The following is an 18,700-nucleotide window of genomic DNA, read 5'->3' as shown; positions in this document are numbered from 1 at the left end:
GCTACTGGCTCTTTCGCCGCACCCGCAGCAGCTCGGCCACCGACCATACCTGGAACGGGCACCCGGTAGCGGTGTGCGGCGCGAGGCCATCGGCCGTCTCGCTCACCGAGCCTAACCCAAATTCCATCAGATGGGACTCAATGCCAACGAATACGTCATCGACGGACATCTTCCCCCGGCGGGCGGCGTCCACGTACGGGCCGAGCAACCACGGCCAGACCGTGCCCTGGTGGTAGCCCCCGTCCCGGTCGGCCGGGCCGCCCCGGTGCCGGCCCACGAACTCCGTGGAATCCGGGGCCAGACTGCGCGGCCCGAGCGGGGTGAGCAGCCCGCCCCCGACCCGTCGCAGCGTCGCCTCGTCCGGCTCCATCGGCGCGTACGGCAGCGACCAGGCCAGCAGCTGGTTGGGGCGCAACGCGTCGTCGTCGTGCAGGGCGGCGCCACCCAACGGGTACGCCGGAGCGGGCGCGTCCAGCACGTCGTGCAGCCAGCCGGTCGGGGCCGGGAACCGCTCCCGGAACGAGACGACGGCCTGCCGGTGGAGTCGCCACAGCTCGTCGGCGTCCTGCCCGGCCAGCTCGGTCAGCTCCGCGAGCCCGGCCAGCCCGTTGATCCACAACGCGTTGACCTCGACCGGCTTGCCGGTCCGCGGGGTGACCGGCACCCCGTACACCCGGGCGTCCATCCAGGTCAGCGCGGTGCCGGCGGCGCCCTGGGTGAGCAGCCCGTCGGCCGGATCGACCCGGATCCCGTACCGGGTGCCGGCGGTGTGAGCGTCGATCACCGCGCGCAGCGCCGGCAGCAGCTCGTCGCCGAGGTCGGTGTCGCCGGTGACTGTGACGTGCCGGCTCACCGCGTGCAGGAACCAGAGCGTGCCGTCGACGGTGTTGTACTCCACCCGACCGGTGTCGGCCGTGTTGGCGAGCATCCCCTCGGACAGCGTCGCCGCGTACGCCCGCAGCAGCTCGCGGCCCTCGTCGGCGCGACCCGTGCAGAGGAACAACCCCTCATACGAGATCATCGTGTCCCGCGACCACGCCCCGAACCACGGGTAGCCGGCCACCACGTCCACCGCCGCCTGGTCGGTGCGCACCACGAACGCGTCGGCGGCCAGCGCCAGTGTGGCGTCCACGTCGTCGGCTGGCTTCGCCGTGGCCACCACCCGCCGGTTGCGCCGCCTCGCGGTCGCCACTATCTCAGTGGCCGGCGGCGGCTCCTCGTCGAGCCGACCGGCCCAGGCCCGCACCGACAGGGTGTCGCCGGGGCGTTCCAGCTCACCGGAGAAGCGGCCCGCGTACCAGAGGTCCTCGTCCGGGTGCAGCCCCCGGTTGGCCTCCTCGCGGTGGTGCACGCCCAGCCACCACTGCCCCTCGGGCGACCAGCCCGGTCCGGCGAGCCGGTACGCGCCCTCGACCACCGCGCCGTCGGCCACCGCCTCGACCTGCGGGGTCGGGCCGTCGGCCCGTCGTTCTCCGTGCGCGTCCCGCCAGGTGCAGGCGGCCGACAGCTCCAGCCGGACCGGACCTCCGGCGACCAGCCGGTGCACCACAGCGACGCAGGAGCGGCCGGGCAGCATGGCCAGCTCCCGTTCGATCACCACCGCGCCGATCCGCCACCGCCACCGGGGTAGCCCGTCGACCAGGTCGAAGCGCTCCAACAGCTCGAAGCCGCGCGGGTCCACGTCGCCGGAGGCCCACTCGTGCGCGCCGAGGCGCACCCGCGCGCCGGACGGCACTGTGACCGCCGGATCGAGGCTGACCAGTCCCACCTGGCGGGAGGCCGGCGTTTCGCCGGGAACCACCAACAGACCGTGGTAGCGACGTGTCCGGAGCCCGCCGACGGTGCCCATCGCATAGCCGCCGAGGCCGTCGGGGACCAGCCACTCCCGGCTGGCGGCGCTGGTCAGGTCGCCGCAGATCTGCGGGCCGAAGTGAATGTCGATCAACTTTCCTCCACCGGCGGCGGGGTGTAACACGCCACGACGAGAATGGCCGCTGTGGTCAAGTACCGCGGCGACGTCAAAGATGTGCACGTGATCACTGACCGATCGTCCTCCGACGCCTCGCCACCCGACGCTGAGCGGCTCCGGCTCGCCCAGGCTGACTCGGGGGAGCAGGACTGGCGTGCATGGGGTCCCTATCTGTCCGAACGGGCGTGGGGGACGGTACGGGAGGACTACAGCGAGCACGGTACGGCCTGGGACTACTTCCCGCACGACCACGCGCGGTCCAGAGCCTACCGGTGGAATGAAGACGGGATGGCCGGCGTCTGCGACGAACGACAGACCTTCGCGTTCGCCCTGGCCCTCTGGAACGGCAAGGACCCGATCCTCAAGGAGCGGATGTTCGGCCTCGGCGGCGACGGCGGGAACCACGGCGAGGACGCCAAGGAGTACTGGTGGTACGAGGACTCCACACCCACCCACTCCTGGATGCGCTGGCGCTACCACTACCCGCAGGCCGCCTTTCCGTACGACGAACTCGTCGCGGTGAACGCGTTGCGCGGCCGCGACGACACCGAGTACGAGCTGGTGGACACCGGGATCTTCGACGACGACCGGTACTGGGCGGTGACCGTCGACTACGCCAAGGCGTCCCCGACCGACCTCTGCATGGTGGTGACCGTCGCCAACCGGGGCGACCAGGCGGCGACCCTGCACGTCCTGCCCACCCTGTGGTTCCGTAACACCTGGTCCTGGGGCCTGCCCGGCGGCGACCGGATCCCCCGGCTGACCGGCCAGGGCACCCGGCTCGTCGGCGAGCACCGGGTGCTCGGCCAACTGCTGCTGGAAGGCGACGGCGGCCCGGTGCCGCTGCTCTGCGACAACGACACCAACGCCGAGCGGCTCTGGGGCCTGCCCGGCCGCTCCCCGTATCCGAAGGACGGCATCAACGACCACGTCGTCAACGGCGCGGCCACCGTCAACCCGGCCCGGGAGGGCACCAAGGGCGCGCTGCACTACGTGCTCGACGTGCCGGCCGGCGGGCAGCGCCAGATCCGGCTGCGGCTGACCCGTACCGCGTCGCCGCCGGCCGCCGCGCCGCCGCCCCCGGCCGACCTCAGCGACGGCTTCGAGGCAGTGGTGTGGGCGCGGCGGGCAGAGGCGAACCGGTTCTTCGCCGCAGTGATCCCGCCGGCTGCCACACCCGACGAGGCGCTGGTCGCCCGGCAGGCCATCGCCGGGCTGATGTGGGGCAAGCAGTTCTACCACTTCGACGTCAAACGCTGGCTCGAAGGCGACCCGGGCTCGACACCGCCGCCGGCCGGGCGTCGACACGGGCGCAACAGCGCCTGGTGGCACATGACCAGCTTCGACGTCATCTCCATGCCTGACCCGTGGGAATACCCCTGGTACGCGGCCTGGGACCTGGCCTTCCACTGCGTGAGCATCGCCCGGGTCGACCCGGGCTTCGCCAAGGAGCAGATCCTGCTCCTGCTCCGCGAGTGGTACCTGCACCCCAACGGGCAGATCCCGGCGTACGAGTGGGCGTTCGGTGACGTGAACCCGCCGGTGCACGCGTGGGCGGCGCTGAAGGTGTTCGAGATCGACGGCGGCCGGGACTACGAGTTCCTGGCCCGGGTGATGCACAAGCTGCTGCTCAACTTCACCTGGTGGGTCAACCGCAAGGACACCGGCGGCAACAACGTCTTCGAGGGCGGCTTCCTCGGGCTGGACAACGTCGGGCCGTTCGACCGCTCGGCGGCGCTGCCGGTCGCCGGTGTGCTGGAGCAGTCCGACGGCACCGGCTGGATGGGCATGTACGCGCTCAACCTGCTGGACATGGCGATCGTGCTCGCCGAACACGACCGGACCTGGGTGGACACCGCCACCAAGTTCTTCGAGCACTTCGCCTACATCGCCGCCGCCGCGTACGAGCAGGGATTGTGGGACGACGAGGACGCGTTCTTCTACGACGTGCTGCGCCTCGCCGACGGCACGAAGGTGCCGCTGAAGGTCCGCTCCGTCGTCGGGCTGCTGCCGTTGGCCGCCACCACCCGGCTCACCGCTCGGACCCTGCACCACCTACCGGAGCTGGGCGCCCGGCTGCGCTGGTTCCTCACCAACCGCCCGGAGTACGCCCAGGTGATCGGCACCCGTCGCCTCGGCCCCGATGGCCGGCAGCAGCGGCTGCTGTCCATGGTCGGCCCGGAACAGGTGGTCCGCCTGCTCGCCCGGATGCTCGACCCCGACGAGTTCCTCTCCGACTTCGGCCTCCGTACGCTGTCCCGCGCGCACCTGGACAAGCCGTTCTCGGTCACCCTGGGCGGGCAGGAGTTCTCCGTCGGCTACGAGCCGGCCGAGTCGACGAGCGGGCTGTTCGGGGGCAACTCGAACTGGCGTGGTCCGATCTGGATGCCGACGAACTTCCTGCTGATCAGCGCGCTGCGCGACTACGCGGCGTTCTTCGGCGACGACCTTCAGGTGGAGTACCCGACCCGCTCCGGGGTGAAGCACACCCTGGACGAGATCGCCGACGACCTCTCCGCCCGGCTGATCTCGCTCTTCACCCAGGACGACTGGGGTCGACGGCCGATCTACGGTGCCGCTCAGATGTTCCAGACCCACCCGGACTGGCGCGACCTGATCGCCTTCCCCGAGTACTTCCACGGCGACAACGGGGCCGGCCTGGGCGCCTGGCACCAGACCGGCTGGACGGCCCTCGTCGCTGACCTCATCCTCACCCTGCGCCGCTGACGTTCCTGGTCGACAACCCCGCGTTCTCGACAACTTGAGGGTCGCCGAGACCTGGGCTGCCGCGCGTTGCGGAACACGACGGCTGTGTGGCAGTACGAGGTCATGCCGTGACGACGTGTCGAGGGGTCGCCACTATTCGGTGAGTACCTTCACGGAGTCGGCGAGCCCGTCGTTGCGGTTGATGCCCACGAAGAATTCGCTGCCGACATGGGTGACGTCTTCGATCTCGTCGGTCAGGTTGTTTCCCGGAATGCCGATGTCGCTCTCCACGTCGCCGCCGGACCAGTTGTACTGGTACACCCAGTTCCACCCGGTGGTCGGCGTTGAGGTGTTGATCGACTTGGTGTTCCAGATGTAGTTCTCGGAGCAGTCGATGCCCTGGTCCGAACGATTGTCGTGACTGGTCAGGTTGCTCTTGACCAGCGTCCATCCACTGGTCAGGGCGCCAGCGCCGGGATGGGTCCACAGGCTGCCCAACCGGCGGGCCGCGTATTTGCCGGCTCCGCCGGCAGCCGTCGCGCTGTAGCAGAGGCCGCTGATGTTGCCGATCGGCAGCCGCACCTCCCCGGTCGTGCCGACAGATCCGTCGGCGTTCAGGCGCACGATCGTCACCTTGTCGCTGAGAAACGCGGACTGGCTTCCCTGGGTGGCAATCAGTGCCGGGCCCTGGCCCAGATAGTTCGCGTTGTAGGCGAGGTCGTTGCCGTGGCCGAGCGTCGGTATGGAGGTGGGGGCCCCGGCGCAGACCCAGCTGGCGCCGTCCCAGGTCGAGCCGTCGCGCAGCCACCGGGACAGGACCGGCTCCGCGCCGGCCGCCTTCGTGAAGATGATGTAGAGCTGGCCGCCCGGCCCCGCCACCATGCCCTGCATGACAGTGCGGCCGTCCTTGCACGCACTGCTGTTCGGGATGCTCAGCCGTTCCGCGCCGCTCCGATCGGTGGCGGCGGAGGCAGCGGCCGCCGGGGCGACGGCGATACCAACGGAGAGGGCGAGTACGGACGCGACGCTCGACAGTTTCTTCACGTGGCTGTTCTCCTCGATGGGTGAGGCGAGGCAGCGTATCAGTCAGTGTCGACGTGTCTATCTCGCAGCGGCGCGGCGGAAGACTGGCGCAAGCGCCCGGGGCTGGCGTCGGTTCGTCCCCAGGAACGTAAAGGAGTGGCTCTGTCGCCCACCGCCGGCACCGACCAGTGCGTGCGTCACCGGGGGTCGCTCGCCCACAACTGCGGCCCCTGCCGCTCCGCAGCTGTTCTTACCGCTAAGCGATTTCACCACCGCTGCGCCGAGTGGGGATTACCGCCGTTGAACTCACTTGTCGTCCACGTCGCGGGCATCCGCGAAGACTTTCCATGCATCGGCTACTTCCGGGTCAATCGAATGGCGACCCGCTCGCCGAGCGGACGAAGCCGGAGCAGCAGGTCGCGGCCATGAGCTTGTGGGAGTCGCAGCAGAAGGAGTGCCGGCAGTGGGGAGACCGTAGCCGGCGAGGGCATGTATGACACAACTGGAGTCCGTCGCGACGCCACCCTCGCTCCACCTCGACCGCCAAGGACCGGGCAACGGCCTGCGGCGGCATGGGTATCGACTGAAGGGAGTGCCCTCGACGCCCAGATCAGTGCGTCATGGGTCCGTGATTGGCATCTGCATCACCTCGGATGGCTGGTTGGGCTGCAGGCGAACCAACGTACCGCGGTTACGGTCGTCTTCATCCGGCTGAACGGTCCATCCAGGTGGCCATTCCCGGTCGACGTCGCGGCCGCTTTCGAGGTACTCGTCGCTCGGCGGCAGTACCCGCGCGTCGTTGAACATGGCATCCAGGAGGGCATCGGATTGGAATGAGACTCCACCGCTGAAGGTGGCCCCTTCGAATGTTGCGCTATCACTGAAGTGGGCCATATCAAACCAGGCACCGCCGTTGAAGGCGACCTCTCTGAACACGGCATAGCCGCCGTAGCAGCTGTAGGCAAGGTTGACGTCGACCTTGAAAACTGCTTTGTCGAACCAGACACCGTCATGGAAGTTTGCACTGACGAAGCCAGCTTCCACGAAGGTCGCTCCACGGAAGTCGGTGTGGCCGGCGAAGGTCGCCTTGTCGAACACGGCTTCCTCCTCGAAGCTTGCACCGCGGAACCCCGCGAAGCCGAAGAAGGTGGCGTCGTTGAAGATCGTGGATGCTGTAAATCTTGCCCGGTCGAAGACTGCCCCGAGGACCGACAACCCGGCGAAGTCACAGTCGACGAGAGATGCGCCGGTCAAGTCCAGACTGATGCCAGGCCAGAAGACGTCGTCCTCAGATGGAGCCCGATGCTGCGCGCGTCTGGCGTCCGCAGCAGATACATCCCGGGGGAGACAGAGGTGGTCCACGAGGAGGCGTTGCGCAGTCAGACGCACTTGAAGTTGCTGCGCGTGCTCCTCGGTGGCGGCCGGCGTAGCTGGACCCGCGACCGAGTAGGGCATGCGCAAGTAGGCGCACATCACGTCGACCACGGTCTGCCGCTGTCCCGGGTTGGCCTGAGCGAGCTGCGCCAAGGAGTAAAGGGCACCGAGCCGAACCGGCGCTTGGGCATGACCGAGCTGCTCGATCGCCTTCATGTAGAGGTCGTTGACATGCCTGGCGACGCTGAGCCCATGTGATCGGTCTTGCTCAATCCGCCGGTCCGCTTGATCACGCTGGTTCTGGCGATAGGTGCTGTATGTGACAACGAGACCGCCGGCCACGGCAAGTCCGGCTAAAGCCTGCACAAGCGTAGTCCGTACGTCATTCCTGGCCTTGAGCTTCTGCTCGGCGGTCAGTCCCTGATGAGGGTATCGGGTGAGTAGCCACGGACCCACCACAAGCGCGAACGCGAGCAGGAGCCCACCCACGAAGCCGCCAACTGCCCATACCCAGGGACGCACGCCGCGTATCCGTTGCTCTGCCATGGCCCTCCGCATCTGCCCGAGGGGCCACTTTCCCACGCAGTGTTCGGCGGCAATGACCTCGGCCCAACCACTGGGCAGCGTGAAGTGCTGCGGCTGTCGCGGGTGGACGGTCAGCTCGTGTGGCGTTGGCGATGCCGATAACGGTCGTCGGCCCGCCGCATGTTGACTGTCGTCAGGTCCGTAGCCGCGCACCGCCAGTTGACCGCGCAGTACGGCTACACCAACCGGGATCACTAATTGGTTGCCCGGTCGGCGCGGGACTGCCTAGCGTGTCACCGTGCAGATCACTGGTACTGGTGCATGTGGGCGCATCAGGTGAGTGGCAATCTTCGCGAGATTGCTCGACAGACGGTCGCGATCGCCGAGTCGGGAAGCTATCGCAACAGCGCCGGAGATGAGGTTGTCATCGGCGGAGTCGTCGGTGCCGCGGTCGCTGGCACGCGTCATCACCTGCCAGACGAGGTGCTTCCCGTGGGAGAACCGGGGTCTGGCGCGGGCAAGGTGAAGGTGACGGACGAGTCGACGTTGCAGGCGGCCCACCGGCTTGGGCCGGGTGCGGCATGCCTGGTGTTCGCGTCGGCGAAGAACCCGGGCGGCGGGTTCCTGAGTGGGGCGAAGGCGCAGGAGGAGAGCATCGCTCGCTCATCGGCGCTGTACCCGTGTCTACTTTCCGCACCGGAGTTCTACGCGTTCCATCGGCGACAGTTGGATCTGCGATACAGCGACCGGATCATCTACTCCCCGAGCGTGCCGGTGTTTCGCGACGATAGCGGCAACCTGCTTGACCAGCCGTACTCGACGTCCTTCCTGACGGCTGCGGCACCGAACCTGGGCGCGATCCTCCGCAACCAGCCCGAGCATGCCGCCGATGTGCCGACGATACTGGCCCGTCGCGCCCGGCGGGTGCTGGAGGTCGCCGCCGCGCACGGGCATCGGACTCTTGTGTTGGGCGCGTGGGGGTGCGGGGTGTTCCGCAACGATCCCGTCACCGTGGCGGGCGCATTCGCCGACGCACTGCAGATGATCGACCGATTCGACCACGTGGTGTTCGCCATCCACGATGGCCTGCCCGGCGCACCCGTCTATCGCACGTTCGCTGCACGTTTCCCAGGATCTGCAGGGGAATCGGCGGGAGACCACGTCTGATCGAACGGCCCCTGGACCGGCCGTACGCTCCGACCTGAGGATTGCGGGCAGGCAAGAGCGGCAGGCCACCGCCACCGAGTTCGGTGCGTCGCCGGCTGATCTCAGCCGACGAGTCGGTGTGAGGATCCGCGAGTTCGGCAAGCTTTCCGCGATCGCGGTCTTGGAGGGCGGTGACGTGGGCGGCCACGGCCGCCGCGCGAGTTGGCGCCACCCGGGAGCCGCGAACCGAAGAAATGCGACCGTCACGATCACCACACATGCGGCGAAGATGCCACCGACAATGATCCATCTATGCCGCCTCGTGTCCGGTGAGCATACGTCGGTAGTCGTGGTCGGAGCCTCCGCGATCCTTTCCACGGAGGCTCCGACCACTGCCGGGTGATGCGGTGTGGCTAGCTCACAGGCGCGGGTCCTGTTGGACCTTCAGGGCGTTGAGGATCGGGTCGCCCTCGCCCTTCTCCCGGAGCAGTTCGATCGTCAGGTCGCCACCGGTGTGCTCGACGGTGACAGTGTTGAGGTCCGCGGTCAGCGCACCCACCTTCGCCTGCACGTCGTGGTCGTGGAGCACGGGCTTGCCGTCGACCAGGACATCGAAGGCACGCTTGCCGGCCTTGACCTTCTCGATCTCGGCGAAGTCGAGACCGATCCGGTACTTTCCGGCGGGGGCGTTCTTGAACACGTAGCTGAACGTCTCGCCGGTCCGTTGGGTGCGCAACAGCGCGTCGTCCTCCGTGCCGGCGATGTCGGCCTTGGTGTTACGCGCCTTGCCGCCGACGTAGCCCCACGACCGCTTGCCGAGTTCCTGGTCGGGCGACCAGACGAAGCCGTCGGCACCGACGTGCCCGGACCCGCCCACGTCGACGCCCTGCCAGTAGGCCGAGGTCGCCAGGCGGACCGACTTGAGCTGGGTCTCACCCTTGCCGGCGTTCGACGCCACGAGCACGTCCCCGAGGAGCAGACCGGGCTCGACGCCGGCGTTGTCGGCCGTCGCCCTGACCGTGGTGGACTCCCCGGCCGCGAGCGTGACAGTGCCGGTTGCGGCCGCACCCGCGAGGGTCAGCCACGGAAGGTCCGCGGCCTCGTGCCCGCCGTCGCTGGTGCGCTTCTGCTCGCTGAGCCGCACCTCGAGCGGGGCGGAGCCGGTGTTGGCCACTGTCACGTCGGCCGTCGCCTTCTGGCCCTTGTCGAGGAGCCAGTCGAAGTCGGCTCCGGTGACGGTGGCGATGCCAGTGGTCAACGCCGTGTCGACCACCTCGGCCTGGTCCTTCCTGGTGATGGTCACGGGGCGGCTGGCGGTGACGTAGTTCGGCGACTCGACCTGCACGGTGTTCTCGCCGACCAGCGCCTGGGCCTTCCACCGGCCCTTCACGTCGGTCGTGATGACCCGGTCACCGGCCGGTCCCTTGAGCGTGACGATCGCGCCCTCGATCGGCTTGCCGTCGTTCTTGTCGGTGACCGTGCCCTCGATCGTGCCCGCGGCCGGAAGGGTGTACTCCAGCCCCAGACCGGCCTTCAGGACCGGTTGGTTGAAGGAGTGCTGGCCCGCGGGGTTGCGCGTCAGACTCTCCACACCGACCGTCGCCGACGACCCCCGGGTCAGGGGGTTGTCGCCGCCGACGCCGTCGCCGTACCCGATCTGGATTCGTCCGTCGGCGATCAGGGTGACCGAGAAGCTCACGCGAGCCGTCGCGTCGTTGTAGAAGGCGACGTTGCGCCACTCGATGACCTCGGCCGCCAGGCCGTCCACCTCGGTCCTGCCGAAGTAGATGCCGGCCTCGTCGTCGACGATGAGGTCGTCCCAGAACGGATAGATCGCGTCGATCGGACTGGACGTGGGCAGTGCCGTGTTGCCTCCCGACGTGTTGGCGCGGTCGAAGGTCAGCGTGCCGTTCGTCGTCACGCACACCCCGTCCCAGGCGGTGTCGTAGAACGGGAACAGGAAGCTGGTGTCGAACCACAGCACGCCGCAGAGGTCATCGCCGTGCCACCCGGACTCCTCCGTGCCCTGACGGTAGAGCCCGTCAGTCACCTTCATCGCGTACGAGCGACCGGCGGGGGCCACCGGCACGGGGCCCGGCTCCGGCTGCTCGGGCTGGGGCTCCGGCTCCGCCGCGTCTGCGCGCGGGTCGAGCGTCACGCGCAGCGCGGCGATGGTCGGGGCCTTCAGACCCTTCGAGCCCCGCAGCTCCACGGTCAGCGGTCCGCCCTCGTGCTGCACCGCGGCGGTGCGCCAGTCGGCGGTGTTCGGCCCCACGGCCGCTGCCGGGTCGTACGCGTACTCGGTCAGTGCTCCGTTCACGAGGACGTCGAACACCCGCTTGCCCTTGGCCACCTTGTCGATCTCGGCGAACCCGAAGTCGATCGCGTAGGTGCCCTTGGGCGCGTCGGGGAAGCGGTAGAACAACTGCCTGTCCGGCGTGGTGCGCTGCGACTGGAACAGGGCGTCGTCCGTCGTGCCGTCGATGCCGGCCTTCGTGGAGGCGACCTTCGTCTTCCCCTCGTAGCCCCACGCCGTCTTGCCGGCGGCCTGGTCGGCGGACCAGGTGTAGCCGGAGCCGTCGGTGAACTTCGAGCCGCCGGCGTTGACACCGACCTGGTACTTCGTGGTCGTGAGCGTCACCGGGACGTAGGTCTTGGACTGGCGTCCGGAGTCGGATCGCACCACGATGTTCGCGCCGAGGACTCCCGGTTTGGCGTCCTTCGAGGAGATGGAGACCTTGACGGTGGCCGACTCGCCCGGGGCGAGGGTGCCGCCGGTCGAGGAGAGCGCCAGCCACGGCAGGTCGGTGATCAGGTCGTCCTCGACGTCGACCAGCACGACGTCATCGGCGATCTGGTCCGCCGCCCACAGCGCTCCGGTCGCATCGGTTTCGAGGCCGCCGCCCTGGCCCACCTTCTGGCCGGGGAACCACCACGCGTTCACCAGCGAGCAGTCGTCGGGGTCGACCTGCAGCAGGCGGGTGGGCCGGTTCGACGTGAGGTCGGTGTACCAGATGGTGTCTGACGCCTGGTTGTAGGCCAGACCCATCACCTCGGGCAGCGGCGGGGTGCAGAAGGACAGCAGCGCACCCGCGTTGTCGTGCGACGTCCCGGCGACCGTCCCGATCATGCCGTTCGCCCGGCCGCCGACGTAGAACACGTCCTGGGTCGGGTTGTAGGCGAGGCCGGTCAGCTGCAGCGTGGACCAGTCACCCTTGATCTGCCGGGTCTCCTTCCCGGTCTGCCGGTCGAAGCAGTGGATGTAGCTGGCCGGGCTGTCCTCCATCTGGCACATGTCGCCGGTCTTGGTGTCCAACGCCATGTCGAACGCCCGGTACGCGGGGTTCCACGACGCGTCGAAGACCTTCCCGGTCGGCTTGCCCGTCACCGTGTAGGCGGTGTTGGTCCGCTCGATGTAGTCGTGGACCCAGACGTCGCCGTCGTACCCGATGCCGGAGGGCTCCTTCTCCGCGATCGTGCCGGGGATGGCGATCCGGGTGATGACGTCACCGCCGGCGGTCGGGCCGACCTTGGCGGCCGCCTGTGCCTCCGCCGTGCTCTTCGTCGCGGCCTTGCCGTCGACGTTCGACGGCTTCATGCCGCTCGCACCGGCCTTCCACGCGGCGAGGTCGATCGTGCTGTCCGCGCCCTTCCCAGTGCGTCCGGTGGCGCCGGTGGCGTCCAGGTCGGGGTGGCGCGCGGCCTCGCCCAGGTTGTACGTGAGGGGGGCGGACCCGTTGTTGGTCAGCGTCAGTGAGCCCGCACCGTTCTGGTCGGTGCCCAACAGCGCGTCGAGTCCGTCGGCCTTCAGGCCGGCGGCACCCGTGGTCAGACGCGCGTCGATCTTGGCGCTCGCGTAGAGCCTGTCGAGGGAGAAGGGGTACGCCGCGGTGGTGTAGTTCGGCGCGTCGACCGTCATGGTGTAGTCGCCGACCGGAAGCTGACGGTGCACGATGCCCGTCGCGGTGGTCGTGACGGTCTCGACGAGCCCCACCTTGTTCGTGAAGGAGACCTTGGCCCCGGCCACCGGCTGTCCGTCGTTCTGGTCGACGACGGTCGCGTCGAGGTACCCGAAGTCCGGCATGTCGTAGGTGACGGTCATCCCGTCGCGCAGCACCGGGGCGCTGTCGGAGAACCGGATGCCGTCGACGCCGGCCCAGCCCTGGATGCCGGTGACGGCGTGCGCGCCGGCGGTCACCGGGTCGTCGGCACCGACGCCGTCGCCGTACCCGAAGATCACCGTGCCGGAGCGGGTGAGCGTGGCCGAGAAGTTGACCGGCTCCGTGTACTCCGATCGGTCGGGATAGGCCCAGAGCTTGGCGTTGCGGTACTCGACGACGAACGCGTCCTCGCCGTTGACCTTGGTGGCTGCCGTGAAGACTCCGCCGCCGGGGGCGAACTCGACGGGGGTCTGGACGTAGAACGGGAAGATGCCCGCACCGCCGCTGCCCGGTCCGGTGCTGGTGTCCGGGGAGATCACGCCGCGCAGGCCGACGCCGAGGGTGTCGTGGCTGCCGTTGTAGAGCGCGATCGGGAACGGCAGCTTGACCGTCGCCCACACGCCGCTGGTGAAGGTGACCGGGTCGGTGCCGCGCAGGTACTCACCTTCGGAGACAGCGCAGCTGTAGCCGCCCTTGTCGACGACGAGCCCGACGGGGATCTCGGTCGACTCGTTCTGCGCGCCGACGGTCAGCGGCACGGTCTTCGGCGAGAAGCAGGCGTTGGGCTCGACGTTCAGCTTGTAGCCGCCCTCGGGCACAGCGGTGATCGTGAACGCGCCGTTGGCATCCGTGCGTACCGGCTTCAGTGGCGTGTTCATGACTGTGACGTCGGCGTTCCCGACGGGCTGCTTCTTGTCGTCGACGACCCGGCCGCTGATGTCGTGCCTCGTGGCGGCCGTGAGCGGCAGCTTGACGGAGGTGTCCTGGCCGAGGGTGACAGTGACGTTGGCGGTCGCGGTCAGGTAGCCGAAGACCTTGGTGCTGAGCTGGTAGTCACCGGCCGGAAGGTTCGTGGTGAACCGGCCGTCCTTGTCGGTTCCGATCGACCGGCTGAACGGTCCGCTGATCGTCACGTCGGCGGCGGGGACGGGGGCGCCGTTGGCGGTGACGACACCGGTCAGGGTGCCGCCCGTGCGGGGTGCCAGCTCAAGCAGGCGGACGAGGTCGAGCCGGCCTTCGCCGTACATGTTGTTGAAGGCAGCGGTGCCGCCACACTCGGTGTCGTCGACGTCGACGGCCGACGCGGCGAGCAGGCGGCGGGTCTCCTCGACCTGCCCGATCAGGGTCGGGTCGTAGCTCCACAGCGCCGCGGCGGCCCCGGCGACGTGGGGTGACGCCATCGAGGTGCCGGACATCTCGACGTAGCTGTCGTTCGGGTAGGACGACCGGACAGCGTCCCCCGGAGCGGAAATCTCGGGCTTGATCCGACCACCCTCACCCTCGCCCTTGCGGGAGAACGACGCGAGCGTGCCGTCCGACGAGTACGCGCCGACGGAGTAGGCGCTCTCGGCCGAGCCGGGCGAGGAGACGGTGTCGCAGGCCGCGTAGGGCACGGTGTTGCCCGATGACCAGACGCTGAAGATACCCGCGGCGGTCCAGGCCTCGTCGATGGCCTGGAAGAAGTCGTCGAAGCTGTGCTCGACGGTCTGGCCCCACGAGTTGTTGATGATGTGGGGGCGCTTGGACGGGTCGGGGTTGTTCCCCCGGACGTCGGTCGGGGCGAGCAGCCACCAGCCGGAGCGCAGCAGCGATTCGACGCCGCTGCTGTCGCAGCAGCCGTTCGTCGCGATCCACTGCGCGTCCGGGGCGACGCCGACGTGGTTGGTGCCGTCGTCGCCGACCATGGTGCCCATGGTGTGCGTGCCGTGTCCGTTGTCGTCGCACGGTGCGTCAGCGCACGTGCCCCGGGTGGCCATCCAGTTGTAGTTGTGGTCGACGGTGCCGTCGGGCTTCGTGCCGCGGTACTGCCGCATCAGGGCGGGGTGGTCGAATTGGACGCCCGAGTCGAGGTTGGACACGGTGATGCCCGCACCGGTGGCGCCCATGGCCCACGCCTGCGGGGCGTGGATGGCGTCCAGACCCCACGAGACGGTGCCTGCCTCGGCGGCGGCCTTCGGGGCGGCGGGGCGTGTGGCCTGGTCAGCTGGGATCTTCTCGTCCACGGGCTCGACCAGCGCGACCTGCGGCGTCGCGTGGATCTCCGCGACCTGCACCTTCGAGGCCACGTTCAGGGCGAGCTTTTCGGTGCCACCCTTGACGAGCACGGTGTTGGCGATCGGGTAGGAGGTGTATTTGACACCTGCCCGGTCGAGTTCGGTGGAGACGGATGCCAGGGAGTCCTTCGCCGCTGCGGTCAGCGCCTGGTGGACGAACTGACCGCGAGCGTTCCAGTCGGCGATCTTCTTCGCCGGCCCGAGGTCGGGTTTGGTGTCGAAGGTGATCCAGAAGTCGGAGGCCGGCTCCGAGCGGAACCGGTCCTTCAGGTTCGACGCGATCTTGTTGGCGGCCGCGCCGGAATCCGGCTCGGCGGCGGACGCCGGTGTTGGCTGGATCATGCTCAGGCCGACCGCTACGGCAAGCGTTGCCGCGAGGGCTTTGAGTCTCATGGGGGTCCTTTGTCCTACAGGGGTTGGTAGGGGTCGTGGCTCTCGTGCTCGTCGGCGTCGCGGACGTCACGGGCCTCGTGGACGTCGCGGGGGTGGGCACCATTGACGCGCGGCTCGCGCGACAGCTCGGGTGGTGGCTGGTGCTCGATGGCGGAGTCGTCCGGCGCGGCAGGTCGCTCAGGCATGAACTGCCCTACGTCTATGGATCATGAGCTCATGCTCTGGTGGCCGAGCGGCCTTCGCTATCCAGCGGATACGTCAATTTTCACGACGCGTCGTGGAGGGAGTCCTCTTCGGCGAACACTCCAGCCTCCACCGCCTTGACCGCGAGCGCGGTCCGGGAGGTCACCTTCAACTTGCGCATCGCCGCACGCAGCTGTTGGTCCACAGTGGCCGGCGACTTGGCCAGGATCCGGCTGATCTCCCGGTTCGTCTTGCCGGCGACAACAAGCTGAACCACGTCGAGTTCGCGCGGTGAGAGCTGGTCGCCGTACCCCCGTCGGCCGCCGCGCCACAATCGTGGAACCTCGGCGCCGTGTTCGCGAAGCCGTTGTGCGACACGGTCGGCATCGCCGCGGGCGCCGAGCCTGAACAGTTGCTCGTACTGTGCGCCCAGCAGCTCTCGACCCTGTTCGATCTGACCCTGCGCGATCAGCGCCTCGGCTTGACGCTCGCGGGCGAGCATGACGTCGTAGGGGCGCGGCAACGCGCTCCAGGCGCGCGCTGCCCGGTCGTACGCCGTCGCCGCCCGGGCGTGGTTTCCGGCAGCGGCGGCCAGCAGGGCACGGCAGACGGTGAGGGCGGCGCGAGGCGCAGGCGCCGTACGGCCACGCAGTCCTCTGGCGAACTGGTCGCCCAGGCGGCTCGCGGCCTTGAGGTCGCCCACGGCGAGGTGCGCCTCGATCCGGGCGGGGACGAGGTCGGTCGCCCAGACCCAGATGCCCTTTCTCCGAACGGTTTCCATCGGCTCGTTCGTGATCTGTAGCGCTCGGCCGCTGTTTCCGTCCGTCAGCCACAGTCTGGCCAGCGCGGCAGCGGCCTCCATCGTGTCGTCGGCCGCGCCGAGACGGGCAGACTCCTCAAGGACCAGCCGGAACTGCTCCTCCGCGGCGCGCCGCCGTCCGGCTGCGGCTGCCAGCCGGGCGGCGAGCCGAATGCTGCCGAGGTAGTGCGCCGGCCGGTCGCGGTCGGCATCGGCGAGTGCCGCGCCTCGCTCGGCCAGACCCTCCCACCGGCCGGTGAACCACGCCAGGTTGGCCTGTTCGAGGCGGACGTTGTGCAGCAACCGGGACGCCTGCTCGGCCTCGGCAAGGCGCATTGCCACGGCGAGGTGTGTGTCCGCGTCGGCGTACCGACCCCAGAGCAGCGCGCCGGTCCCGACATTCGCGTGGATGCGGGCCACGTCGAGACGCGCCGCCGAGGTCCCGCCGTCGGTGGGCAGGTCGGCAACGACGTCCCAGGCCTCCTCCTCGCCGAGCATCAGCAACGCCGCGGCTCGGTTACCGGCCAGGTTCAGCCGTTCGGCGGGAGAATCGGATTCGGCGGTGAGCTCGGCGGCGCGATCCAGCCAACGCCGATGGGTCGACGCCGGCCACGGTCCCGCGTACGCCCATCCCAGATAGGTCATTGCCCGAGCCGCCTCGACCGGGTCATGGTCGAGGTTGGCCACCGCCTGCTCCAGCTCGCTGAGTGCGGCCTGCGCCTCGCCTCCGGTGATCAGGAGCCGACCCAGGGGGTTGCGGATCTCGGCCTGCTGGCGGGCGGAGAGACCGGGGGTCTCCAGCACCGAGCGCAGGGTACGGATCACGCGGTGGTAGACCTCGTCGACCGGTTCACGGCGGCCCAGTGCGGCAACCCCGGCGATGCGCGCTACCCGGGCCCGATCCGCCGGCGGCAACACGGCCCACGACAACAGGTCGACCAGCAGGTTCACCGCCTTGGTGTGGTCACCCGAGGCGATGGAGAGTTCGGCGCTCTGCTCGGCGTACCGGGCCCAGGACTGCGTCTCGCCCGCCTCACGGAAGTGGTGGGCGAGGCGTGCCACGGGCGGCGGTTGGATGTCCTCCAACGCCCGGCCGGCCAGCAGGTGGAAGTGTCTTCGGTCGGTCAACGGGATCGCTTCGTAGACGGCGGTGGCGGCCAGCACATGGCGGAATCGCCACTGGCCGCGGTCGTCTCCGTCCAGAATGCCGGCCTCGGCCGCCTCCGCGATGGCGCCGCGACACGCAGCTGGGGTCAGGCCGGCGGTCACCGCGACCGTCGCCACCGATGACCGCTGAGCCAACGTGGCCGCGGCTCGCAGCACCTGCTGCGCCGTCGGCGACAGACGGCCCACCCGCTCCCGGGTGGAGTCGCGCACCGTCGGCGGTACCTGTAGCTCGCGCAGCTTCAGCCGGACCCACTGCCCGTCGCGGAAGACGAGGTCGCCCCGGTCGCACATGAGGCGAACCGATTCCTCCAGCGCCAGCGGAACGCCACCGGTCCGCTCGTGCATGAACGTCGTGAACTCCTGCGATATCGGGTTGCCGTCCAGCATCGACGACACCAGAGCTGCCGTGTCGTCGGGTCGCATCGGCGCCAGGGCGATCCTCAGCTGGGTCACGCCGGCGGGCAACCGGGAGGTCAGCCGCAGCAACAGCGATCCGACGTCCACCTCCTCCGGCCGGTAGGAGATGACGAGGCTGGGCCCGTCCGACTGCTGTCGGGAGGTGAGGAACAGCAGGAACTCCAGGGTCACCTCGTCGGCCCAGTGGGCGTCCTCCAGCACGAGAACGTCGACACGCTGAGCCCGGAGCAGCTCGTCCAGGGCCCGGAACAGGCGATGCCGTGCCGCCTTCGCGTCGCCCAGGGGTTGCAGTGCGGGCGGCAGGTCCGAGGACCATTCGGGAAACAGGGGTCGTAGCGCGCCCGCGAGTTCGGTCAGCCGCAATCGCGACACCGGGTGGTCGATCCCACGGAACGCGTCGACGATCGGCCCCAACGTCAGCGACTCGCGAAGCGGTGGGCACACCGAGACCAGGGCGGTGCGCTGGTCCGGTGCGGCCAACCACTCGCGCAGCAGTCGGCTCTTTCCGATCCCCGCCTCGCCCTCCACCAGCACGATCGCCGGTGGCCGGGCCAGGGCGCCCCGAAGCGCCGTCATCTCTCGATCACGACCCACGAAATGCGGCGTAGAGACCGTCGGTGAAGTCCCGTCGTCCTCGGGCGAGGGGTCGAGCATGCGTGATGATCTCGCTTTCCGGCGCTCGGGCACAAGTGCCATCCCGGCGACTCGGGTTGCGCGGTCCCCAGTCGGAGTGCCGAACGATACTCACCTCATCCCAAATGTCCGAAATAGCATAACTTGTACC

8 protein-coding genes are annotated in these 18,700 nt (G+C 69.1%); 2 read left to right on the top strand and 6 right to left on the bottom strand.

All coding sequences use genetic code 11. The annotated features are described in order from the left end of the window. Position 1: 1 nt before the first annotated feature. Positions 2–1,945: an amylo-alpha-1,6-glucosidase gene (locus AB0K35_RS26595; protein ID WP_363888510.1), complete on the bottom strand. Its 1,944-nt coding sequence runs from the start codon at positions 1,943–1,945 to the stop codon at positions 2–4. A 42-nt stretch (positions 1,946–1,987) separates the two neighbouring features. Here AB0K35_RS26595 and AB0K35_RS26590 point away from each other — a divergent pair, with 42 nt between their 5' ends. Further along, entirely contained in the window at positions 1,988–4,696 is a 2,709-nt protein-coding gene (locus AB0K35_RS26590; RefSeq protein ID WP_238672610.1) for a glucosidase, read from the top strand. A 132-nt stretch (positions 4,697–4,828) separates the two neighbouring features. On the opposite strand, the gene AB0K35_RS26585 is transcribed toward AB0K35_RS26590, so the two are convergent. Both AB0K35_RS26585 and AB0K35_RS26580 read right to left on the bottom strand, forming a co-directional pair. Further along, positions 4,829–5,719: a hypothetical protein gene (locus AB0K35_RS26585; RefSeq protein WP_363888508.1), complete on the bottom strand. Its 891-nt coding sequence runs from the start codon at positions 5,717–5,719 to the stop codon at positions 4,829–4,831. Positions 5,720–6,316: 597 nt separating this feature from the next. Further along, positions 6,317–7,618 carry a pentapeptide repeat-containing protein gene (locus AB0K35_RS26580; RefSeq protein WP_238672607.1) on the bottom strand — a complete coding sequence of 434 codons (1,302 nt, stop codon included), beginning with the start codon at positions 7,616–7,618 and terminating at the stop codon, positions 6,317–6,319. 315 nt (positions 7,619–7,933) lie between these two features. On the opposite strand from AB0K35_RS26580, the gene AB0K35_RS26575 reads away from it, so the two are divergent. Then, a complete protein-coding gene (locus AB0K35_RS26575; protein ID WP_238672605.1) occupies positions 7,934–8,764 on the top strand; it encodes a TIGR02452 family protein in 831 nt (276 codons plus the stop codon). Positions 8,765–9,161: 397 nt separating this feature from the next. Here AB0K35_RS26575 and AB0K35_RS26570 read toward each other — a convergent pair whose 3' ends face one another. From AB0K35_RS26570 to AB0K35_RS26560, 3 genes are all read right to left on the bottom strand, one after another. After that, positions 9,162–15,350 (bottom strand): S8 family serine peptidase, encoded by a 6,189-nt coding sequence (locus AB0K35_RS26570; protein WP_363888506.1) that lies wholly within the window; start codon positions 15,348–15,350, stop codon positions 9,162–9,164. Positions 15,351–15,364: 14 nt separating this feature from the next. Then, a complete protein-coding gene (locus tag AB0K35_RS26565) occupies positions 15,365–15,535 on the bottom strand; it encodes a hypothetical protein (RefSeq protein WP_363888503.1) in 171 nt (56 codons plus the stop codon). 80 nt (positions 15,536–15,615) lie between these two features. Beyond that, on the bottom strand, positions 15,616–18,510 hold the full coding sequence (locus AB0K35_RS26560) for an AAA family ATPase (RefSeq protein WP_363888500.1): 2,895 nt from the start codon (positions 18,508–18,510) through the stop codon (positions 15,616–15,618). Between the last annotated feature and the right edge of the window lie 190 nt (positions 18,511–18,700).

The sequence above is a fragment of the Micromonospora sp. NPDC053740 genome (assembly GCF_040677775.1).
GTDB classification, from domain to species: domain Bacteria; phylum Actinomycetota; class Actinomycetes; order Mycobacteriales; family Micromonosporaceae; genus Micromonospora; species Micromonospora alfalfae.
Note: the sequence above shows the minus strand (reverse complement) of the source record. Positions and strands in the feature narration are given on the sequence as shown.